The sequence below is a fragment of the Pseudomonas umsongensis genome (genome assembly GCF_012647205.1).
Lineage (GTDB): Bacteria > Pseudomonadota > Gammaproteobacteria > Pseudomonadales > Pseudomonadaceae > Aquipseudomonas > Aquipseudomonas umsongensis.
The window spans coordinates 2,656,688-2,678,920 of the sequence record NZ_CP051487.1 but is presented as its reverse complement, the minus strand read 5'-3'; the positions used below and the strand labels follow the sequence as shown (position 1 = coordinate 2,678,920).

The following is a 22,233-nucleotide window of genomic DNA, read 5'->3' as shown; positions in this document are numbered from 1 at the left end:
GCATGCTCGCTCCTACAAGGGGTCCAGGCGGTCACGCAAAAACTCGATCAACGCCTGCACCGGCCGCGAGGACTGCCGATGCTGCGGATACACCGCGGATAACGTTAGTGGTTGCGGTCGAAACTCATCGAGCACCGGCACCAACCGTCCATCCTTAATCGCCGAACCGACAATGAACGTCGGCAAATAGGTAATCCCCATCCCGGCAATCGCCGCGTCCCTGAGCACCTCGCCATTGTTGACCCGCATGCGCCCGGTGACATTGACCAGCAGCGGCTTGCCCTGCCCTTCGAAGCGCCATTGCACCTGACGCCCGTGGCCATACGGCAGGCAGTCATGATGGTGCAAATCATCGGGTTTGAGCGGCGTGCCGCGCTCCGCCAGGTAAGTCGGACTTGCGCAATAGACACGCTGGACAGAGGCGATGCGCCGCGCGATCAGCGTCGAGTCTTCCAAGACTCCGATGCGCAATGCCAGGTCATAGCCTTCGCCGAGCAGATCCACCGGGCGATCGCTCAAGTCCACCTCCACCGTGACATCCCGATAGCGCTGCAAAAATTGCGGCAGCAGACACCCCAGGTGCGCCAGCGCAAACGACAGCGGCGCACTCACTCGCAGGGTGCCGCGCGGTTCGGTGGTCTGCCCGGCGATACCTTGCTCCACCTGCTCCACTTCACCGAGCAAGCGCAAGGCCGACTCGTAGTAACTCTGTCCCAGCGGCGTGACATCCAGCCGCCGGGTCGAGCGATTGAGCAGGCGCACGCCCAGTCGCTCCTCGAGTTGCATCAAGCGGCGGCTGACAAACTGCTTGGACAACCCCAGTTGATCGGCCGCGGCGGTGAAGCTGCCGGAGTCCATCACCTGGCAAAAAATTCGCATATCTTCGAACGGGTTCATTGTCATGCCTTTGGTTGACAGTCAGGCACTTTATAGCGACTTCTCCCCTTTTTATCACCCTACCGCATAACAATGTGGGAGATTCTATGGTTGAGGGGAAGCCCTCAACTGGTTTTCGGTTGGTATTCACTCTGCCCCTTCAGCAGGGCGAATACGATACGAGCGAGCTTGCGAGCCAGCATCACCAGGGCTTGAGTGGTGCTGAAACCCCGATTTCTTTGTTCTTGGTAAAACCCTTTCCAGGCTTCGGTTCGACTCGCCGACATAGCCGCATTGTGCAGAAGGCGGCGGGCTTCTGGATCGCCTCGCTTGGTCAAACTCCGGCGACCATCTTTTTGCCCTGATTTTGACACCCGCAAGTCCATTCCAAGAAAGGCGATAAAGGCATCTGCGTTTCGGAAGTCTCCGCGCTGGAACGCCGTGAGCAAGCGCGCGCCAGTCAAAAATCCAACCCCTTCAACTTTCAAGCAACGCTTCAACTGCCCCAGCAAACCGGCTTCTTTCAGCTGATCGTTGATCGTCTTTTCGATCAGCGTCTCAAGCTGCTGCATGGACTTTATTTGCTCGGAAAAAGCAGCCTTCAGCAAGGGCTCATTCGACCAGCTTTGCACTAGGCCGACCCTGGCCTGGACCAAGGCCGCCCGGCGGCGAAAAAGACTCAGGAGTTGGCGATACAGCGGTGTCGGCGGCGTCCATGGGTGAAGTTCTTCATGCTCGTTCTTCAGATAGCGAGCAAGCAGTTTGGCATCCAGTGCATCGGTTTTGGCACGGACCTTCACACCTTCTCGGTAATGTTTGAGCTCATAGCCGCCCACCATGTAAATCACGCAGCCGGCCTCAAAGGCCAGGTCAGCGAACTCCAGGTGGTAGATGTTGGTGGCTTCAATAGCAATAGCCACACTCCCCGGCAAGTCCTTTAACCACTTGTTGATGCTGGTTTTGTTGTTGGGAATCTCTTCAAGCAGGTCCAGTTCGGCGTGATAAATCACCAATTCTTTCTTGGCGACATCCACGCCCACGATCGGCTTTGAAACAGAAACCGGCATTGCCATAGGTTTTCCTCCGGGATAAGGTTTTAAGCACTTGAAGGGCTCACCCAGAGGCGCAGGCTTGTTCCTATCGTCGGTCTAGGCCAGATGCATTCTTTATCGGCGCTTGGGTGAAAGGAGGAGGGGCGAACTCTCCCACAGTCTGTACTGCGTCAACAGTCAGAATCGAGCCTTGTCCCTCCTCCTCCCTTCAAGTCCTACCATACAAGCGAGCCTGCTCGCGAAGACGACAGGCCAGACACTGTTGCAGTGTCTGTCAAACCGTTTTCGCGAGCAGGCTTGCTCCCACAAGGTTTAGCGTTTTGGCCGACGTTCTTACTTGGCGGTGAACGTGGTGTAGCTGTTGATCAGGTTGCGGTAGTTCGGCAGACGTTCGGACAGCAGGTTGGCCAGGCCTTCCATGTCGTTGCGCCAGTCGCCTTGCAGCTCGCAGGCCACGGAGAACCAGTTCAGCAGATGAGCACCGGCGGCCGACATACGGGCCCAGGCAGCCTGCTGCACGGTGGTGTTGAAGGTGCCGGAAGCGTCCGTCACCACGAACACTTCAAAACCTTCGGCAATGGCCGACAGGGTCGGGAACGCCACGCACACGTCCGTTACCACGCCGGCGATGATCAGTTGCTTGCGACCGGTGGCCTTCACGGCCTTGACGAAATCTTCGTTGTCCCAGGCGTTGATCTGGCCCGGACGGGCAATGAACGGTGCATCCGGGAACTGCGCCTTGAGCTCCGGCACGATCGGACCGTTAGGCCCTTTATCGAAACTGGTGGTGAGGATGGTCGGCAGCTTGAAGAACTTGGCGATGTCGCCCAGGGCCAGCACATTGTTCTTGAACTCGTTAGGCGAGAAATCCTGCACCAGCGAGATCAGGCCGGTCTGGTGATCGACCAGCAGCACAACAGCGTCGTCTTTGTTCAAGCGAGAGTACGGTACGTTGCTCATGAATAAACTCCTTGGTGGATGGTTGTCGCTTGCTGCGCGCGACCAGGAGGTCGGCGCTTATGGGTATTCGTCAAAAAGCAAAGCACGAGCAGCCGAAGGCGCCCCAGAAACCGGCAAAATCACTGACGGGTGCATTCGACAGACGCGCCCGTTCATGGCTGTGCGAGTGCACCGCACAAGGACCGCTGCACTGGTGAACCTGCGCCTGCAACGGCAAGCTCGGCCGCCAGTGCCCCGGTACTTTGACCACCGGCGACCAGTCCGGCAGCACCGGCACGCTGGCAGGTCCCAGCTTCTCGAAATCCCCGGCGGCATACACCACCTTGCCGCCGACCACGGTCAGTACCGACTCGATCCACTTGATCGCTTCTTCCTCGACGCTGAAAAAGTCCGCGCTCAATGCAGCCACGTCCGCCAGTTGTCCAACCTTGATCTGGCCTTTCTTGCCCTGCTCGGAGGAAAACCAGGCGCTGCCATGGGTGAACAGTTCCAGCGCAGTCTGTCGCGACAAGCCCTCGGCGTGCAACGCCAGGCCACCGACGGTGCGACCGCTGACCATCCAGTACAACGAGGTCCAGGGGTTGTAGCTCGACACCCGCGTCGCGTCGGTACCGGCACCGACCGGCACACCTTCGGCCAACATGCGCTGGATCGGTGGCGTGGCTTCGGCCGCCTTGGCACCGTAGCGCTCGACGAAATATTCGCCCTGGAACGCCATGCGATCCTGGATCGCGATGCCGCCACCCAACGCCCTCACCCGCTCGATGTTGCGGGGGGTGATGGTTTCGGCGTGGTCGAAAAACCACGGCAAACCGTTGAACGGAATGTCACGGTTGACCTTCTCGAACACGTCGAGCATGCGGCTGATGGATTCGTCGTAGGTGGCGTGCAAACGGAACGGCCAGCGCTGCTCGACCAGATGGCGCACCACCGGCTCGAGTTCGTCTTCCATGCTTTGCGGCAGGTCTGGGCGCGGTTCGAGGAAGTCCTCGAAATCCGCCGCCGAAAATACCAGCATTTCCCCGGCGCCGTTGTGCCGCAGGTAGTCGTCGCCCTGATGCAACTTGACGCTGCCGGTCCAGTTCTGGAAATCCGCCAGCTCTTCCTTCGGTTTCTGGGTAAACAGGTTGTAGGCGATGCGAATGGTCAGCTGCTGGTCCTTGGCCAACTGCTCGATCACCTGATAGTCGTCCGGATAATTCTGGAAACCACCGCCGGCATCGATGGCGCTGGTCAGTCCCAGGCGATTGAGTTCGCGCATGAACTGGCGCGTCGAGTTGACCTGATACTCCAGTGGCAACTTCGGCCCCTTGGCCAGCGTCGAGTACAAAATCATCGCGTTGGGGCGCGCCACCAGCATGCCGGTGGGGTTGCCATTGGCGTCGCGCACAATCTCGCCACCCGGCGGGTTCGGCGTATCGCGGGTGTAGCCGGCAACCCGCAGCGCCGCACGGTTGAGCAAGGCGCGGTCGTACAAATGCAGGACGAACACCGGGGTATCGGGCGCGGCCTGGTTAAGCTCTTCGAGCGTCGGCATGCGCTTTTCGGCGAACTGGAATTCATTCCAGCCCCCGACCACCCGCACCCATTGCGGCGTTGGCGTCCGGTCGGCCTGCTCCTTGAGCATGCGCAGTGCATCGGCCAGCGACGGCACACCTTCCCAGCGCAGTTCGAGGTTGTAGTTCAAGCCGCCACGGATCAGGTGCAAGTGCGAGTCGTTGAGCCCGGGAATCACGCAACGGCCCTTGAGGTCGATCACTTGCGTGCCCGAGCCACGCAATGCCATGGCCTCGGCATCGCTCCCCACGGCGACAAAGCGGCCATCACGGATGGCTACCGCACTGGCGTGTGGGTTCTCTCGGTCGACGGTATGAAATTGGCCATTGAACAGAATCAGATCGGCGTTCATCGCGTTTCCTTGGGCGAAGTGGATGAGGACAGCCAGGGCGCGAACAAGCGCGTCGCCATCGGCATGAACAGGTACACCACCGACAGCACGATGGTCAGGGTGATCAGGAATGTCGCGACCACGTATTGGGAGAGAAAAGCGTTGAGTTGCAACAACGGCCCCCAGAGCAACGGCACCAGCAAGGTATGCGGCAGAATCACCAACAGCGTGACCACGGCCTGCTTCCAGCGCGGCGGCGGCGAGCCCGTCTCGGCCTGCGGGGCGAACCAGAATTCGTTGACCGGATTGACCTCGGTCTGGTCGCCGTCGGCCAGCATCGGCGTGGCTTCTTTGACCAACGCCTGGCGTTGCGGCGAATCAAGCCAGCGCTGCATCGCGCCGGGGGAACAAAAACGCAAGACGCAGGTGTACATGTCGAGGCCGGCGTTCTTGCCGCGCATCACATCCACACCCAAGTGCCCTTCCTGCTGTCCGGCGACACTGACAATATTGCGCAGCCAAGCCTCGTAGGGCACTTCAAAACCGGCTTTGACCCGGTGTTTGATAACCAGGGTCACGACCTCCTCGAAAGGCGAGTCGGGCACGTTGGAATCAGGCATGACGCAGGGCTCCGGCGAAACGATAGGGGGGGCGAACAGACAACCACGGGAGCTGATCGCCGCTATTGAGTTGGATAGTGCCGTTGCGGAGAAGAAAAAAATTGAATGTACGTGCTGTCTTTGCGAGGGGACGCGCAGCCACGGGACAACAGGGGTCGTTGTGGTCGCGCGCTTGCTCGCGATGGCGCAGCGTGTCAGTGAATATAGCTGTTGAATGACGAACCGCCTTCGCGAGCAGGCTCGCTCCCACAGAGGGTCCGTGTACATCTGCAGGAAACAGGTCGGCTGAAAGGTCGCCTTCGCTGGCAAGCCAGCTCCCACAGGGGGTGGGTACAACTGCTAGATATATTCCGGCTGGCAGGCCGCCTTCGCGAGCAGGCTCGCTCCCACAGTGGGTACGTGTACATCTGCAGGAAACAGGTCGGCTGTAAGGCCGCCTTCGCTGGCAAGCCAGCTCCTACAGAAAAGCAAAAGCAAAGCGGCGTACACCACCCCGCTCTTCACCACTCATCAGGCCGAGCGTTAGCTCGCCTTCAGCTCTTGATCTTGATCTGCCCGCCCCTATCGGGAGGCCTCGTTCCGGTGTTCATCCGGGGAGTGGCGCGCAGCGCCGTTCGACGCAGTCGAACACGCTGCATGTAGGTGCAGCGAAGCCAACCGGAGGGCAGTGTCCCCGGATGGATACCGGAGCGAAGGAACGCCGAGCCTCAGCGAGGGGCCGGACGCTGGGGCAAGACTTTTTGGTTCCTTTTGTGGCGTTTGACAAAAGGGACTCGCCGTAAGGGCGAAACCCTAAGCGGCCGTTACCGCAGCAACGGATATGTACTCAAACAACCAGCAACCTGGTCGGCTACCAGGCCGCCAAGGTCAAGCCAGAACAGCCAAAGGCTCAGACATGAACTGACTGATGCGCGACCGCAACCAACGCTCCGCCGGATCATTGTCATGCACCCCACTCCACGCCATCGACAACTGCGCCGCTGCAATCTCGAACGGCGGATCTTCAGCGCGCAAGCCACACCCCTCCACCAACGCACAAGCTGCATAATCGGGCACCGTGGCAATCATCTCGGTCCCGGCGAGCAACGCGCGCAAACCACTGAACTGCGGAACCCCCAGCACCACTCGACGGGTACGACCAACCTTCGCCAGATCCAGATCGATATTGCCGCTCAGGTCCCCGGAAAACGAGACCATCGCATGGGGACGCGCACAATACTCATCCAGGGTCAGCGTTCCCGGTCGCTTGTCACCGCGCAGCACTTTGCAGGGAATATCGCGCAGTTTCTTGCGCTTGGCATTGGCCGGCAACTCGGTGGTGTAGCTGACGCCCACGGAAATTTCCCCCGACGCCAGCAAGGCCGGCATCAGCAGGTAATTGGCCCGGCGTACCACCACGACAATGCCCGGTGCTTCTTCCTGCAGCTTGCTCAGCAGTGGCGGGAACAACCCGAACTCGGCATCGTCCGACAGGCCAATGCGAAACACATCGCAACTGGTCGCAGGATCGAATTCCTTGGCGCGACTTACCGCGCCGGAAATGGTATCCATCGCCGGTTGCAACTCCTTGAGAATCGCCAATGCCCGCGCCGTCGGCTCCATGCTTCTACCGTTGCGCAACAGCAAAGGGTCATCGAACAGATCGCGCAACCGTCCCAGGGCCGCGCTCACGGCAGGCTGGCCCATGAACAGTTTTTCCGCGACGCGGGTCAGGTTCTTCTCGAACATCAAGGCTTCGAAAATCACCAGAAGGTTCATGTCGACACGGCGCAGATCGTTACGGTTCATAGGCACGGTTCCTTTTTGTGTTGAGCCAGGCGCGAGGCAGCGATTGTGTCTGACTTTACGCAAGAGTGCCCGTCATGGACGAGGAATTAACAACGTTTAACTCGCAACCCAGAGCCCTGGAGTTCAAGAATGAAGCCTACCGACACGGACATTCGCCATGGCTCAGTTGCAGCAAAGCGCCGCCCGCGCGGCAGTCGCACAAACACAAGGCAAAAGCACCAGCGGCCTCAGTCCGCAGCGCGAGCGGTTGGTCAAACGGCTGATCCTCGAGCGCCTCGGAGAAACCCTGCAAGTGACCGAACTGGCCCAGGCCTGTTCGCTGTCGCGCAGTCATTTTTCCCGGGCGTTCAAGTGCAGCACCGGTTGCTCACCCCAGGAATGGATCCGCCAACAACGCATCGCCCGGGCCAAGCTGCTGATCCAGCACACTGACCTGAGCCTGACGCAAATCAGCCTCGAATGCGGCTTCTGCGACCAGGCGCATTTCTGCCACATGTTCACCCGCAGTGAAGGCATCAATCCGTTTGCCTGGCGTTGCCGCACAGTACGCGCCCTTCCCGCCTCACCCGCACAAACAAACCTGCTGGAGCCGGCGATGGCGACTTCACGGATGCCATCGCCGGCATACATCAACCCTTGAGGAATGCCAGCAGATCGGCGTTGAGCTGATCCTTGTGGGTGTCTGTCAGGCCATGGGGCGCGCCAGGGTAGACCAACAGCCGCGAATTTTTCACCAATCCTGCCGACGCGATACCCGCGGCCTCGATCGGCACCACCTGATCGGCGTCGCCGTGCACCACCAGCGTCGGCACGTCGAATTTCTTCAGGTCTTCGGTGAAATCGGTTTCTGAGAATGCCTTGATGCAGTCGTAGGCGTTCTTGTGGCCGGCGGCCATGCCCTGCATCCAGAACCAGTCGATCATGCCCTGGGACGGGGTGGCGCCTGGCTGGTTAAAGCCGAAGAACGGGCCGCTGGCAAGGTCCTTGTACAGCTGCGAGCGATTCACCAGCGAAGCCTGGCGAATGCCGTCGAACACTTCGATCGGCAGGCCGCCGGGATTGGCATCGGTCTTGAGCATCAGCGGTGGCACCGAGGAAATCAGCCCGGCCTTGGCCACCCGCTCGGTGCCGTGACGACCGATGTAGCGCGCCACTTCACCGCCACCGGTGGAGAAACCGAACAGCACGACGTTGTGCAAGTCCAGGTGTTCGATCAATTGCGCCAGGTCATCGGCGTAGGTGTCCATGTCGTTGCCGAACCATGGCTGGCTGGAACGGCCATGTCCACGGCGGTCGTGGGCAATGACGCGGTAGCCCTGGGTGGCCAGGAACAACATCTGCGATTCCCAGCTGTCGGCATTGAGCGGCCAACCGTGGCTGAAGACGATCGGCTGACCGCTCCCCCAATCCTTGAAATAGATCTCGGTGCCGTCGCGGGTGGTGAACGTACTCATGGGGCGTGTTCCTTACGTGGGGTTGAGGTCAATCAATCGGATGTGCGGCGCATTCGCTCGGCCAGCCGCGCCACGCGCTCGCCCAGGTGTGCCGCGGTGCTGCGGTCCTCGGCGGGCGGTGCGAGGTCGGGGGACTGTTCGACATTCGACTGGGCCATGGCGCCCAACGAACTGCCCAGCCGGTTCATCTGGCCGTCGAACTCGCCCGTGGCGGAGCGTGCGGGCAGCAGGTCGAGGCCAACCCAGATCATCGAATGCTGGGCCGCGAAAACCGCCATCTGCAGCAGGGTGTTGAGCTTGTCGCCGCACAGGCAGCCGGAATTGGTGAAGCCGGCAGCCAGCTTGTCGCGCCAGGGTTGCGCCAGGTAAAACGCCGCCGTAGCCTCCATGAAGGCCTTGAAGGCTGCCGAAGCGCTGCCCATGTAGGTCGGGGCACCGAAAATGATCGCGTCGGCGTGGTGCAAACACGCCCAGTGTTCGTCCACGTCTTCGACGGCAATGAGTCGGCAGGTGCTACCCACGTGCCGTTGCACACCCTGGGCCACGGCTTCGGCCATGACCCGGGTGTGCCCGTAACCGCTGTGATAGACCACCACCACGCTGCTCATCTCCGGCGTCCTCCAGACATGTAGAATCCATTTAGGGTTCGCAGTCTTGGCGTAGACCGGACGCACGACGAGTTAAACGTTGTTAATTTTCCCAGGCACGCCAAAAGCCCCGGCGACCCGGATTTAACGCTGCCTCGACCAATGTTCACGGGACCGCCCGCCATTACCTGATACACGACATTCAATGCGTTTGAGCAACAGTCATCCGCGCAGCGCATTGCAAGGCGGCAAAAACCTGAGGAATATGCTCGAAAAGCGCGTCCCAGACGCATGCATACAGGAGTAAACCGTTGACCCTCGCCCCCGAACAGGCTGTGCATTTCGGCCCCTACAGGATCTACCCCGGACGACGTCTGGCGATGGAATCCGAACGGCCCCTGCGCCTGGGCCGACGTGCCATGGACATCCTGTTGATCCTGCTGGAGCACGCCGGGAAAGTTGTCAGCAAGCAGGACCTGATGGCGCAAGTCTGGCCCGACAGCGTGGTGGAAGAGATCAACCTGCGGGTGCACATGGCAGCCTTGCGCAAAGCCCTTGGCGACGGTCAGGCCGGCCAGCGCTACATTGTCACCGTGGCCCAGCGTGGCTACAGCTTTGTTGCACCGTGCTCGCTGGAGCACAGCGGGCAAGACCTACACAGCGACGCCGGGAAATTGAGTGGCCATAACCTGCCCTTGCGCAGCACCCGTCTGATCGGTCGTCAGGTGCTGGTCGACAACCTGGTGGCGCAGCTGCCACGCCAGCGTTTCATCACCCTCGTAGGCCCCGGCGGTATCGGCAAGACCACCGTCGCCCTGCGCGTTGCCGAGCAACTGATCGGCCGTTACCGAGACGGCATCCGCCTGCTGGACCTGGCACCGATCAACGATCCAGCGATGGTCTGTGGTCACCTGGCGACAGTGCTGGAACTGTCCCTGCACGACAGCGAACCGATGAACAGCCTCGCCACGTTCCTGCGCGAACGGCATATGTTGCTGGTCATCGACAACTGCGAACACTTGATCGACAGCGTGGCATTGCTGTGTGAAAGCCTGCTGCGTGGCGCGCCGCAGGTGCATATCCTGGCCACCAGCCGCGAGAGCCTGCGAGCCGAAGGTGAATACGTGCAGCGCCTGGAATCACTGGACTGCCCTCCGCCCATTGCCGTGCTGGACCATACCCAGGCGCTGGGTTTTTCCGCACTGCAGCTGTTTGTCGAGCGGGCCATGGCCAACCACGACAGCTTTGAGCTGACCGACGCCAAATTGCCGCTGGTGATCGATATCTGCCGGCGCCTGGACGGCATTCCGCTGGCCCTGGAACTGGCGGCCGCGCAGGTCGCGAACCTTGGCCTGCAGGGTTTGCTGACGCAGTTGCAGCAAAGCTTTGGCCGACTGACCCACAGCAACCCGACGACCCTGGGCCGGCACCAGACCCTGCGCACGACGCTGGACTGGAGCTTCAACCTGCTCACTGCCTGCGAACAAACCTGCCTGCGTCGACTGGGCATCTTCCGCGGTGGCTTTACCCTTGAATCGGCGGCGGCGGTGATCGTGGGTGAACACATTGAACCGAGCGAAGTGTTTGGCTCGATCACGCAATTGGTGGCCAAGTCGCTGTTGAACGTGGACGTCGGTGACGAAGCGGTTTTCTACCGCCTGCTCGACACCACCCGCAATTATGCCCTGGAAAAACTCGAACAAAGCGCTGAATTGCCCGCCACCCGCGACCGCCACGCCCAGAGATGCCTGGTACTGATGCAGCAGGCGCAAAACGACTGGGAGCATATTCCCACCGGGCAGTGGATCGAGCGGTATGCCCGCAGCCTCGAAGACCTGCGCGCGGCGCTCGACTGGGGGCTGTCTGCGCCAGGCCCGCATGCGTTGGCGATCCGCCTGACCGCGACATCCACGCCACTGTGGCAGGAACTGTCGCTACTGAACGAGTACGGCGGTTATGTGCGCAAGGCCCTGACGCTGCTCGATGCAGCGCCCGAGCCCTGTCCGCGCTTGAAAATGCTGCTGAAACTGGCTTTGGGCAGTACCAGTTATCACGCCCAGGGCGGCACTGCGCAAACCGTCGAAGCCTTCGTCAGCGCACGGGCCCTGGCCATTCAGTGCAACGATGTGGCCGGTCAGTTGCGCGCCATTTCCGGGCACCTGGCCGTCAACCTCAGTTGCGGCCACTATCAAATGGCCCTGGAACAGAGCGAGCAATTCGACCGACTGGGGCTGCACAATGACGCCGCGCTGTCCTTGAGCACCCATCGCCTGCGCGTGCTGACCCTGCACTTTGCCGGCGACCAGCAACGGGCGCGGATGAACGCCGAAGAGGTGATCCAGCGCATGGCCCACAGCGGTCATCTCAATCGCTTCACCCATGGGTTTGGCGTGCAATACGACCAGAGCGTCGCCGCCCTGACCATCCTGGCCCGCATCCTCTGGATTCAAGGCCACCCCGAACAAGCCTGGCGTACGGCCCGCCAGGCGCTGGACGTTGCGCTGCAGATCAACCATGGCACATCGATCTGCTACACCCTGGCCCTGTCGGGCTGCCTGATCGCCCATTACAACGGCGACAACCAAACCGCTCGCGAACTCTTGCGCCTGCTGCTGGAACAAGCGCAGAAGCACTCGGTGCTGTTGTTCTATACCTGGGCTCGACACTATGCGCAGGTCATCGACAGTGCCGACGCCCAGGCGTCACCTCGTCCGGGTGCGGGTTTGATCAAGGAAATCATGGTTACCCTCGACAGCGGCCTGGTCGATGACGATTTACTGCAACGCGCCGAAACCGGCGCGGCAGGCTGGAGCACCGCGGAGATTCTGCGGGCCAGGGCCAATGCGCTGCTGGCGGCCGATTGCCCGGTGAAAAACTGTACCGCCGAGACCCTGTTGATCAAGGCGCTCAACATAGCAAAAGCCCAGGGTGCCCTGGCCTGGGAGCTGCGTAGCGCCACCTCGCTGGCGCGGCTTTGGCAACGCCAGGGCCGCTACCGACAAGCCCGGGACTTGCTGTCGCCGGTCTACCAGCGGTTTACCGAAGGCCATGCCACCCCGGACCTGGTCGCTGTACAACGGTTACTCGCAGAGTTGCAGGGCCACGTGCCTGGCTGATGGTCGGCGGCTGTGACTGACGTAGCCGGCGTAGCGCATTTCGTAGGTGCGCAAGGCCCCGCTCTGTTCGAGTTTTTCCAGGGCATAGCAGCGGGTCGTATTGAGCAAGCGATAACGGGTCACACCGCGGACTTGCTCCAGCGACACCAGCGATTTGAGCGCCAGACTCTCCATGATGCTGGCCAGACTCGACGGCGGCAGCATTGCGCAACTGATCACCTCCAGCGCCGCGTCGTCAGTAAACGCCGACTTGAACACCGCCAGACGCTGCAACACGGTTTGCTCCATCGGTGCCAGCCGCTCATAGCTCCAGTCCAGGGCCGCTTTCAGGGTCTGGTGCCGCGGGACTGCCGTGCGTCGCCCCTGGGTCAGCATCTGAAAGCAGTTATCCAGTTGCGCCTGCAGTCCCACCAGCGCCAGCGCATCGATCTGCGCGGCGGCAAGCTCGATGGCCAAGGGCAAACCATCGAGTCGCCGACAGATTTCGCGCACAGCCTTGAGGTCCTGCTCGCGCAGGGCAAATCCTTGCTGGCGAGCTCGGGCGCGGCTGACGAACAGCTGCACCGCCGAATAGCTCATGACCTCATCGAGACTGCACAATGCCGACGCAGGGGGTACCAACAGCGGCGGTAAAGGCAGGAGCACTTCGTCGGTGACCCGCAGCGGTTCACGACTGGTGACCAGGATCGACAGCCGAGGTGCCGACGTCAGCAACGTCTCGACCAGCGTCCGGCAGCCTTCCAGCAGGTGTTCGCAATTGTCCAGGACCAGCAATGCATGCCAGCGCCCCAGCGCGTCCACGTCCGCGCCGATGCCCAGCGGCAAGGTGCGCGTCAGATGCTCGACCAGTTGCGCCGGGTCATCGATCAGCGCCAGATCCACCCGCCACACGCCATCGCGATAGTGCTGCAACAGCAATTCAGCGACACGCAGCGCAACGGTGGTCTTGCCGATGCCACAGGGCCCGACCAGTGTCATGCAACGGCGCACCGGCAACTGGCGCACCAGACTGCCGACAACTGCGTCGCGACCAGTAATGGGCGTAAGCCGTGCTGGCAAATTGTGCGCCGGGCTCGCAAAGGCGTCGCAGGGCAAAGGAGTCACCTCCAGCGCCTGTCGCACCGGCGCGACAAAGCTGTAGCCACGCTCAGGAATCGTGGCGATGTAGCAATGCCCGTCCTGTCCGTCACGCCCGCCCTGTCCGTCACGAAAAACCCGACGCAGCGCCGCAATGTGCACGCGCAAGTTGATTTCCTCGACCACCGACCTTGGCCAGACCCGGGCAATCAGTTCGTCTTTGCTGACCACCGAGCCTGCACGCTCGACCAGCACCTGCAAGATATCCAACGCGCGCCCGCCCAGGCGCAACGGCTGATCACCCTCCAGGACCAGTCGCTGCTGGAGGTGGAACGCGTAGGGACCGAAGTGCAACACCGTGTCGCTGGTTACGTTTGTAAGGCTGTTCATCCACTGTCACCCGCTGGAAAACTGCTCGGCACGCGCAACCATCCAGGCGCTGCGTACCTTCATTGCAATGAGCTCAGCGGTATCTTGGCAGGCCCAGGTGACGGTACAACAGCCACGGGGGGAGCGTCACGGCCATTAGGGTGCGCACGACGGACAAGGGCGCTAGCTGAATTGCTCGCGATACTGGGTCGGGGTCAGGCCAAGCTTTTCACCGAACAGGAAACGCATGTGCCGCACGCTGCCGAATCCACTTTTGAACGCTACCGTCTTGAGCGGCAAGTCACCGGATTCCAGCAGGCTCCTGGCGCAGTCGATACGTGCGCTTTGCAGAAACTCCATGGGTGTCATGCTCACTTCCCGGGCGAAGACCCTGGCGAAATGCCGCGGGCTCATATTCGCGAGGCCGGCCATGCGCTCAATGCTGAAAGTTTCGTCCAGATGTTCGAGCACATGGTTCTGCACCCGGGTAATCGCCGTTTCGTGCGGAGCCACTGCCGCCATCAACGGGCTGAACTGCGCCTGGCCACCCTGGCGCTTCATGACCACCAACAACACCTTGGCCACATCCTGGGCGACCTTCTTGCCATGGTCTTGGGCGACCACCGCCAGCGCCAGGTCAATGCCGGCGGTGACGCCGCCGGAAGTGATGAGGTTGCGGTCCTGGACATAAATCTGGTCGGTCTCGACCGTCGCCTTGGGGAATGCCTTGATCAACCGGTCGGTGTAATGCCAGTGGGTGGTCACGCGATAGCCGTCGAGCAAACAGGCGTGTCCCAGCACAAACGCCCCGGTACAGATCGAACCATAGGTTTTCGATCGACTGACGTTGTGCTTGAGCCACTCGAGCAAGGGCGGATATTTTTGGTTGTAGGCACCAGGCCCACCGGGCACCAGCAGCAAATCGAAGCCATCACAGGCCTGATCGACAGGCAAGTCTGCCTGCACCTTCACGCCATTGGACGCCCTCAAGGCGCCGGGCTCGGTGCCAAGGGTCGTCAGTACATAGTGGTCATCGGGTTTCAGATAACGATTGGCAATGGAAAACACCTCCATGGGCCCGGCCATGTCGAGCAGGAGAAAGTCGGGGAACAGCACCATTGCTACGGTTTTCATGGGTTCAACATCACTGGAAAAAAAGGATATGTACTGCGCACAGGCACTTGTGGAAGCGGGCTTGCTCCGGGCAGCGTTCCGACGAATGCGGTTTGTCAGTCACCAAAATTATTGAATGTAACACTGCATTCGCGAGCAAGCCCGCTCCCACAGGGTACCGCGCCCTCAGACGCATTTTTGTCAACTTGAACGAGACAGTATTTCAATTTTCAGCTACTTATTGCATCAATCGATAAACATTAACCTTCTCCTCACTCGGACGAATTGACGTCCCCACAGGAGATTTCATCATGCTGACCCTTCGCAAAGCATCGGATCGTGGCCTGGCTAATCACGGTTGGCTGAAGTCGTTCCATACCTTTTCCTTCGCCAGCTATCGCAACCCGAAAGAACAGGGTTTTTCCGACCTGCTGGTGATCAACGATGACCGCGTGGCAGCCGGCAAGGGTTTCGGCCAGCATCCGCACCGCGACATGGAGATTTTCTCCTACGTGCTCGAGGGTGCGCTGGAACATAAGGATACCTTGGGCACTGGCTCGGTGATCCGTCCCGGCGACGTACAGTTGATGAGTGCCGGCAGCGGCGTGGCGCACAGCGAGTACAACCACTCGGACTCGCGGCCCGTGCACTTCCTGCAAATCTGGATCGTCCCTGACGTCAGCGGAGCCAAACCGCGCTATCAGCAAGAACACTTCAGCACGCAGAAGAAACGCGGTCGCCTGCAATTGATTATCTCCCCCGATGGCGCCCAGGGCTCGCTGAAAGTGCGCCAGGATGCGCGAGTGTATGCCGGCCTGATCGATGGCAAGGAAACTGCGACTCTGGAACTGGCCGCCAATCGCTACGCCTACGTGCATGTGGCTCGCGGTCGCGTCGAACTCAACGGCGTGCCGATGCAGGCAGGCGACGGTGTGCGGGTTCGCGAGGAACAGTTGCTGACCTTGAGCAATGGGGTGGATGCCGAGGTGCTGGTGTTCGACTTGCGCCCGCAAGAACTGCCAGAAATGCCATAACAGGCCTACACCAGCCCCTGTAGGAGCGAGCATGCTCCTACAGGTTCCCGGAAAAACCTTCGACAATCTCATCAATCACCGCACGGACCCTCGCGGTATGCCGAAGGTCCGCGTGGGTCACCAGCCACACGTCATACGGCAACGGCCGCGTGCGCTCCGGCCACAGTCGGACCAGCCCATCTTTCTCCCCCACATACACGGGAATCTCCCCGATCCCGATGCCTGCGGCAATCGAACGCCGCACCAGCAGGCTGGAACTCAGGCTCGCGGCAATCCGCCCGCGCACTACGGGTTCGTTGACCAGTGTCATGTCCTTTCCACCTTGCAAATACGGCTGGTAAACCACCAGGTCATGCCCTTCGAATGCCGATCCTGGCGAGGGAATACCGTGGGCATCCACGTAGGCTTGCGAGGCGAACAGGCCCACCGGCCAACGGGCGATTCGCCGGGCTATGAGGTCCGGGTTGTCCGGCCGGGTATTGCGCACGGCGATATCGGCTTCGCGTTTGGCCAGGCTGAGGATTTGTGTCGAGGCGTCCAGTTGCACCCGCACGTCGGGGTGACGTTGATGCAGGCGGGCGACGGCCGGAATCAGGAAGTCGATGGCCAGGGAGTCGGTGGTGGTCACCCTCACAATGCCCGTCAGCCGGTCGTCGAGGCCCTGGATGCGCCGCTGCAGTTCCAGAGCCGAATGCTCCATTTTCTCAACCGCGCGCATCGCCGCTTCGCCCACGGCTGTCAGCGCATACCCATCGCTGGTGCGCAGGAACAACGTGGCGTTCAATGATTTTTCCAGCGCAGTGATGCGCCGCCCCACCGTGGCCTGATCGACACCCAATACCCGCGCGGCACCGCGCAGTGTTGATTCGCGGCAGACCGCGAGAAACACCCGTGCGTCATCCCAATTCATTGGGTCCTCCATAAGATGCATTTATGCATCACCATAACGCGAATTAGCTGCATTAGTGCATCACAGAAGTTGGTTAAGCTGATCACCAGTAAAAATCTGCAGGAGAGCGTTTATGCTCACTCCCTCGAACACCCCACGCAATGCATTCTGGCTACCGATCCTTGCCGGCCTGTGCGCCAGCCTGGTCAGCATTGGCCTGGCACGTTTTGCCTATACGCCGTTGATTCCCTCGCTGATCCAGGCCCATTGGTTTTCCGCCAGCGACGTGGTGTACCTCGGTGCCGCCAACCTGGTGGGCTACCTGATCGGTGCACTGATCGGCCAGCCGCTGGCACGTCGCACGTCCAACAAAAGCGCACTGCGGCTGATGATGCTGGCGGTCACACTGTCGTTCTTCGCCTGTGCGTTCCCCTTGTCGGTGAGCTGGTTTTTCGGCTGGCGTTTACTCTCGGGTGTCGCCGGCGGCGCGATCATGGTGCTGGTGGCGTCGACGGTGTTGCCGCATGTGCCCGCCTCGCGCAGAGGCCTGGCCAGTGGCGCGATCTTTCTCGGCATAGGGCTGGGCATTGCCGGTTCGGGAACGATCGTTCCGCCGTTGCTGAGCCTGGGCCTGCAGCAAACCTGGCTCGGCCTCGGTTTGCTGGCACTGATCCTGACCGCCATCAGCTGGTTTGGCTGGCCGTCAGTTGCACACCAGGCAATGACGACAGAGACGCACCATGGCGCGCCGACCCGCACCCACCCGGGTGTCTACCTGCTGTTTGCCCAATACGCACTCATGGCGGCGGGGCTGGTGCCGGCCATGGTGTTCCTGGTGGATTACGTGGCTCGCGGCCTCGGCGCCGGGCAACATGTCGGCGCACTGATCTGGGTGATGTACGGCCTCGGCGCGATTGTCGGGCCGGTGAGCTATGGTTTTCTTGCGGATCAGTTGGGCGCCAAGCGCAGTATCCGCATGGTGTTGCTGGTGCAGGCGATTGCCGTGGCTGCGCTGTCGGTATCCAGCGCCTTCGCCTCATTGGCCGTGCTGGCGCTGATCCTCGGATCATTCCCCCCAGGCATCGTGCCGCTGGCACTGGCACGGGTTCACGAACTGGTCCCAGGGCATCATCAGCAACAGGTGGTCTGGAGTCGCGCCACTGTGTCCTTCGCCACCTTCCAGGCCATTTCCGGTTTCGCGTATTCGGCCCTGTTCAATGCCATCGGCGGCCAATATGGGCTGATGTTCGAGATTGCGGCCGGAGCCATTGTGGTGGCGTTGTTGCTGGAGTTGGCGGTGCGTTTGATGAATCGACCTGACCCTGTTGTTCAGGCCAGTTGCCCATGAAGGTCAAAAGATCGCAGCCTGCGGCAGCTCCTACAGGTGTCTGCATTCCCATGTAGGAGCTGCCGCAGGCTGCGATCTTTTGATTTTCCACACAGGTAGGTATATGCAATGAATTTGCCTAAAGACATGACCTTGATTGAAATCACCCAACCCGGCGCTCCTGAAGTCCTGCAACCGCGCCAGGTACCCTTGCCCACGGCGGGCGTCGGTGAAGTGCTGATCCGCGTGCACGCCGCCGGGGTCAATCGCCCCGACGTGATCCAGCGCGCCGGCAAGTACCCGATGAAACCCGGCATGAACCCGATCCCGGGACTGGAAGTGGCCGGTGAAGTGGTCGCCGTTGGCGCGCAAGTCAGTGATTTTATCGTCGGCGACAAGGTCTGTGCGCTGACCAATGGCGGCGGCTATGCGCAGTACTGCGTGGTCCCGGCCAGCCAGGCCCTGCCGATACCCGAAGGCATGGACTGGGTGCACGCGGCGGCGGTCCCGGAGACCTTCTTTACGGTGTGGGCCAATCTGTTGGACATGGGCGGCGCCAGCAAAGGCCAGCGCGCGTTGATCCACGGCGGCACCAGCGGCATCGGCACCACCGCGCTGATGTTGTGCCGCGAGTTCGGCATCAAGGCATTCGCCACGGCGGGCAGTGAGGAAAAGTGTGCGGTAATCCGCCAATTGGGCGCCGAAGCGATCAACTATCGCGATCAGGACTTCGTCCAGGTCATTGCGGAAAAAACCGCCGGCAAAGGCGTCAATGTCATCCTCGACATCATGGGCGGCTCGTACCTGAACCAGAATATCGCGGCATTGGGCATGGAAGGTCGACTGGTGATGCTGGGCTTCCTCGGCGGTGCCTTCGGCAAGGATGTCGATTTGCTGGCGATCATGGCCAAGCGCGCCGTGGTCACCGGTTCGCTGTTGCGTTCGCGCACCCGGGAAGAAAAAGCCTCGATCGCCGAACAGCTGCGCGAATATGTTTGGCCGGTACTTGCGGCCGGGCGTTGCCTGCCGATGATCGACCAGGTTTACGCGCTCACCGAGGCGGCACAAGCCCATACGCGGATGGAAGCCGGCGACCACATCGGCAAAATCGTGCTGCGCGTGGACCTGTAGGAGCCGGCTTGCTGGCGATGGCGGTGTGTCAGACAGCATCAATGTCGACTGTGCCATCGCCTTCGTCGCAGCGCCGCCTGGAGCAACCCCGCTCCCACAAGTCGCATTTTTCCCCACCCCGCGCGCGCATCTGTTAAAACGCGCACTTCATGTCCATACCGGTGAACCACCCGATGGCCACTGCCCTCCTCACTCGCCTGCGCCTGCGCTGGCTGCCGCTGCTGTGCATGGCCGCGCTGGTCGTCGGCCTGCCCGTGGGTTGCGGCGCACTCAAGTACAAAGAGCGCGAGTTGCTGTTTCGCATTGAACCGGGCACGGCCCGCTGGTATCGCGGTTTGCCTGGGGACGTGCAGGAATTCGACATCAAGCCCGTCGAGTTCAAGGCCGGGCAAAACCTGCATGCCTGGTGGTGGCCGGCCGCGCGCCGTGACGCGCCATCGATTCTCTACCTGCACGGCGTACGCTGGAACCTGACCGGCCAGGCCTTTCGCATCGAGCAGTTGCGAGCCATGGGCTACTCGGTGCTGGCGATTGACTATCGCGGATTCGGACAGAGCCAGGGCGACCTGCCGTCGGAAGCCAGCGTTTACGAAGATGCCCGGGCCGCCTGGGATCGTTTCACCGCGATGCAACCGGATGCCAGCAAGCGCTTGATCTACGGCCACTCCCTGGGTGGCGCGGTGGCCATCGACCTGGCGGCAGACCTGACCGCCCAGGCGAAAAAGGCAAAACGCCCGGTCCCGGTGCGCGGCCTGGTGATCGAGTCCACCTTCACCTCCCTGGGCGATGCCGTCACTGAAGTCGCGGGCAACAACCTGCCGGAGAACTGGTTGCCGGTGCGCTGGTTGCTGTCGCAGAAGTTCGACTCCATCGACAAGATCGTCGACATCGACATGCCGTTGCTGGTGGTCCATGGCCTGGCCGATCGGTTCATGCCGTCGCGGTTCAGTCAGCAGTTGTTCAATGCGGCCAATGAACCCAAGCGCTTGTTGCTGATACCCGGCGGCACGCACAACAACAGCATGAGCCTGGGCGGCAGCCAGTATCGCCAGGCGCTCGAAGGCCTGATGCGGGCAAAACCGCAGATAGCCGGGGCTAAGGGTTCACGGGGCATGGTGTCACGGGGTGCCCAGGATTCCTGAGTGTTATCGATAACCCCGGGCCTGCAGGTCGAACAGCTGCGCATAACGCCCCCCGGCCGTGACCAGCGTGGCATGATCGCCACGTTCAAGGATGCTGCCCTGATCCAGCACGATGATGTGATCGGCGTTGCGCACGCTGGAAAAACGGTGGGAAATCAGCAGGGTCATGCGACCTTGGGTGTGCTGGCTGAAATGCTCGAACACCGCCGCTTCCGCCGCCGGATCGAGTGCCGAGGTCGGCTCGTCGAGGATCAGGATATCGGCATCGCGGCGCATGTAGGCGCGCGACAGGGCGATTTTCTGCCATTGCCCACCAGACAGCTCCAGCCCTCCGGCAAACCAGCGCCCCAGTTGCGTGGCATAGCCGCGATCGAGGCGCTCGATGAACGGCGCAGCCATGCCTTCGGCGGCGGCTTGCTGCCAGCGCTGCTCATCCTTGAACGCCAACGTGTCGCCCACGCCGATGTTCTCGCCGACGGAAAACTGGTAGCGGATGTAGTCCTGGAAGATCACCCCAATCCGCCGGCGTAGCGCGTCTTCCTCCCAGGCTTGCAGATCGCTGCCATCCAGCAGGATGCGTCCTTGATCGGGCCGATACAGCCGGGTCAACAATTTGATCAGCGTGGTCTTGCCCGAACCGTTCTCCCCCACCAACGCCACACTGTGCCCCGGCACCAGATGCAGGTCGATGCCTGTCAGCGCGGCGCGACTGGCCCCCGGGTAACGAAAGCCGACGTTCTCGAAGCGCAGGCCGTCGCCAGGCACCGCGCCCACGGTCAGATGACCGGTGTCGGCAACCACGGGTTCGGCCAAGTATTCGTAGAGGCTCGACAGGTAGAGGCCATCCTCGTACAAACCACTGATGGCGCTCAGGCTGCTGCTCACCGCCGCCTGTCCTTGCTTGAACAACACCAGGTACATGGTCATCTGGCCGAGGCTGATACTGCCGTGGACCGCGTCGACCACCACCCAGGCATAGGCCAGGTAGAACGCCGCGGTGCCCAGCAGGCCGAGAGCAAATCCCCAGCCATCGCGACGCAGGGTCAGCCGCCGGTCCTCGGCGTAAAGCCTGGCAAAGGTGTCGCGGTAACGCTGCAACAGCAGCGGCGCGAAACCGAACAGCTTGACCTCCTTGATGTAGCCCTCATGGGAAAGCAACGTCTCGATGTAGTTCTGCTGCCGGCTCTCCGGTGCGCGGCGGGTAAACAGGCGAAAGGCATCGCCGGAAAAGTGCGCCTCGGCAAAAAATACCGGCAACGCACCGACCACCAGCAACACCAGGGCCCAAGGTGAAAAATGCACCAGCAACACACCGAAGCTGATCAGCACGATCAGGTTCTGGATCAGCCCCAGCGACTTCATCACCAACGCCAACGGCCGGGTCGAGGCTTCGCGCCGAACCCGCACCAGCTTGTCGTAGAACTCCGAATTCTCGAATTGCACCAGCGATAACGTCTGGGCCTTTTCCAGAATCATCGTGTTGACCTTCTGCCCCAGCTGCACCCGCAACAGCGACTGCTGTACCGACAGCGCCCGCTGGGTGGCGGACAGCAAGGCCAGCACACCCGCTTCCAACAGCACGTAGCGCAGCACCGGCCACAACGGCGCACTGCCCTGCTGCGCGTGCAATTGCATGGCGAAGACCACGGCGTCGACAATGCGCTGGCCCAGCCATGCCGCCAGCGCCGGAAGTACACCGGCGACCAGCGTTGCCAGCACCAGCCCCAGAAACAGCCCCCGGGATGTACCCCAGACAAGGAGCAAGGCACGGCGTGCCTGGTCGAGAAGCGAGGTGACACGGTCAAACATC

At 61.4% G+C, this 22,233-nt stretch carries 18 protein-coding genes; 6 read left to right on the top strand and 12 right to left on the bottom strand.

The annotated features are described in order from the left end of the window. Positions 1-12: 12 nt before the first annotated feature. From HGP31_RS12320 to HGP31_RS12295, 6 genes are all read right to left on the bottom strand, one after another. On the bottom strand, positions 13-897 hold the full coding sequence (locus tag HGP31_RS12320) for a LysR family transcriptional regulator (RefSeq protein WP_168757836.1): 885 nt from the start codon (positions 895-897) through the stop codon (positions 13-15). 104 nt (positions 898-1,001) lie between these two features. After that, the gene (locus HGP31_RS12315) at positions 1,002-1,949 is read right to left on the bottom strand and encodes an IS110 family RNA-guided transposase (RefSeq protein ID WP_168757207.1); all 948 of its coding nucleotides are present in this window, start codon (positions 1,947-1,949) and stop codon (positions 1,002-1,004) included. 312 nt (positions 1,950-2,261) lie between these two features. Further along, entirely contained in the window at positions 2,262-2,888 is a 627-nt protein-coding gene (ycaC, locus tag HGP31_RS12310) for an isochorismate family cysteine hydrolase YcaC (protein ID WP_020796367.1), read from the bottom strand. Positions 2,889-2,958: 70 nt separating this feature from the next. Further along, a complete protein-coding gene (locus tag HGP31_RS12305; protein WP_168757835.1) occupies positions 2,959-4,797 on the bottom strand; it encodes an amidohydrolase in 1,839 nt (612 codons plus the stop codon). Then, positions 4,794-5,396: an antibiotic biosynthesis monooxygenase gene (locus tag HGP31_RS12300; protein WP_110753730.1), complete on the bottom strand. Its 603-nt coding sequence runs from the start codon at positions 5,394-5,396 to the stop codon at positions 4,794-4,796. The genes HGP31_RS12305 and HGP31_RS12300 overlap by 4 nt, the downstream gene beginning before the upstream one ends. Positions 5,397-6,263: 867 nt before the next feature. Further along, positions 6,264-7,184 (bottom strand): LysR family transcriptional regulator, encoded by a 921-nt coding sequence (locus tag HGP31_RS12295; RefSeq protein WP_020800188.1) that lies wholly within the window; start codon positions 7,182-7,184, stop codon positions 6,264-6,266. Positions 7,185-7,341: 157 nt separating this feature from the next. Here HGP31_RS12295 and HGP31_RS12290 point away from each other — a divergent pair, with 157 nt between their 5' ends. Next, positions 7,342-7,824 carry a helix-turn-helix domain-containing protein gene (locus HGP31_RS12290; protein WP_168757834.1) on the top strand — a complete coding sequence of 161 codons (483 nt, stop codon included), beginning with the start codon at positions 7,342-7,344 and terminating at the stop codon, positions 7,822-7,824. Here HGP31_RS12290 and HGP31_RS12285 read toward each other — a convergent pair. Both HGP31_RS12285 and HGP31_RS12280 read right to left on the bottom strand, forming a co-directional pair. Then, a complete protein-coding gene (locus tag HGP31_RS12285) occupies positions 7,814-8,638 on the bottom strand; it encodes an alpha/beta fold hydrolase (protein ID WP_020800190.1) in 825 nt (274 codons plus the stop codon). The genes HGP31_RS12290 and HGP31_RS12285 overlap by 11 nt on opposite strands. Before the next feature lie 32 nt (positions 8,639-8,670). Then, the gene (locus HGP31_RS12280) at positions 8,671-9,246 is read right to left on the bottom strand and encodes a flavodoxin family protein (RefSeq protein ID WP_168757833.1); all 576 of its coding nucleotides are present in this window, start codon (positions 9,244-9,246) and stop codon (positions 8,671-8,673) included. Positions 9,247-9,536: 290 nt separating this feature from the next. On the opposite strand from HGP31_RS12280, the gene HGP31_RS12275 reads away from it, so the two are divergent. Further along, a complete protein-coding gene (locus tag HGP31_RS12275) occupies positions 9,537-12,341 on the top strand; it encodes an ATP-binding protein (RefSeq protein ID WP_168757832.1) in 2,805 nt (934 codons plus the stop codon). On the opposite strand, the gene HGP31_RS12270 is transcribed toward HGP31_RS12275, so the two are convergent. Together HGP31_RS12270 and HGP31_RS12265 are read right to left on the bottom strand one after the other, a co-directional pair. Beyond that, the gene (locus tag HGP31_RS12270; RefSeq protein ID WP_083348780.1) at positions 12,306-13,808 is read right to left on the bottom strand and encodes an ATP-binding protein; all 1,503 of its coding nucleotides are present in this window, start codon (positions 13,806-13,808) and stop codon (positions 12,306-12,308) included. The two genes, HGP31_RS12275 and HGP31_RS12270, sit on opposite strands and share 36 nt — an antisense overlap. 162 nt (positions 13,809-13,970) lie before the next feature. Next, complete coding sequence (locus tag HGP31_RS12265; protein ID WP_033045225.1) at positions 13,971-14,921, bottom strand: GlxA family transcriptional regulator; 951 nt, start codon at positions 14,919-14,921, stop codon at positions 13,971-13,973. Between the two features lie 290 nt (positions 14,922-15,211). Between HGP31_RS12265 and HGP31_RS12260 the strand changes: the two genes are divergently transcribed. Continuing rightward, positions 15,212-15,934, top strand: coding sequence for a pirin family protein (locus tag HGP31_RS12260; protein ID WP_020800196.1), 723 nt, complete (start codon positions 15,212-15,214; stop codon positions 15,932-15,934). Positions 15,935-15,971: 37 nt separating this feature from the next. Here the strand turns inward: HGP31_RS12260 and HGP31_RS12255 are convergent, their stop codons facing one another. Further along, positions 15,972-16,844 (bottom strand): LysR family transcriptional regulator, encoded by an 873-nt coding sequence (locus tag HGP31_RS12255; protein WP_083348778.1) that lies wholly within the window; start codon positions 16,842-16,844, stop codon positions 15,972-15,974. 112 nt (positions 16,845-16,956) lie between these two features. Here HGP31_RS12255 and HGP31_RS12250 point away from each other — a divergent pair, with 112 nt between their 5' ends. The 3 genes from HGP31_RS12250 (at position 16,957) to HGP31_RS12240 (ending at position 20,423) form a co-directional block, all read left to right on the top strand. Further along, positions 16,957-18,171 carry a YbfB/YjiJ family MFS transporter gene (locus HGP31_RS12250; RefSeq protein WP_168757831.1) on the top strand — a complete coding sequence of 405 codons (1,215 nt, stop codon included), beginning with the start codon at positions 16,957-16,959 and terminating at the stop codon, positions 18,169-18,171. A gap of 108 nt (positions 18,172-18,279) precedes the next feature. Next, positions 18,280-19,281: an NAD(P)H-quinone oxidoreductase gene (locus HGP31_RS12245; RefSeq protein ID WP_168757830.1), complete on the top strand. Its 1,002-nt coding sequence runs from the start codon at positions 18,280-18,282 to the stop codon at positions 19,279-19,281. Between the two features lie 173 nt (positions 19,282-19,454). Further along, complete coding sequence (locus HGP31_RS12240; protein ID WP_168757829.1) at positions 19,455-20,423, top strand: alpha/beta hydrolase; 969 nt, start codon at positions 19,455-19,457, stop codon at positions 20,421-20,423. A gap of 3 nt (positions 20,424-20,426) precedes the next feature. Here the strand turns inward: HGP31_RS12240 and HGP31_RS12235 are convergent, their stop codons facing one another. Continuing rightward, a complete protein-coding gene (locus HGP31_RS12235; protein ID WP_020800202.1) occupies positions 20,427-22,232 on the bottom strand; it encodes an ABC transporter ATP-binding protein in 1,806 nt (601 codons plus the stop codon). Position 22,233 lies beyond the last annotated feature (1 nt).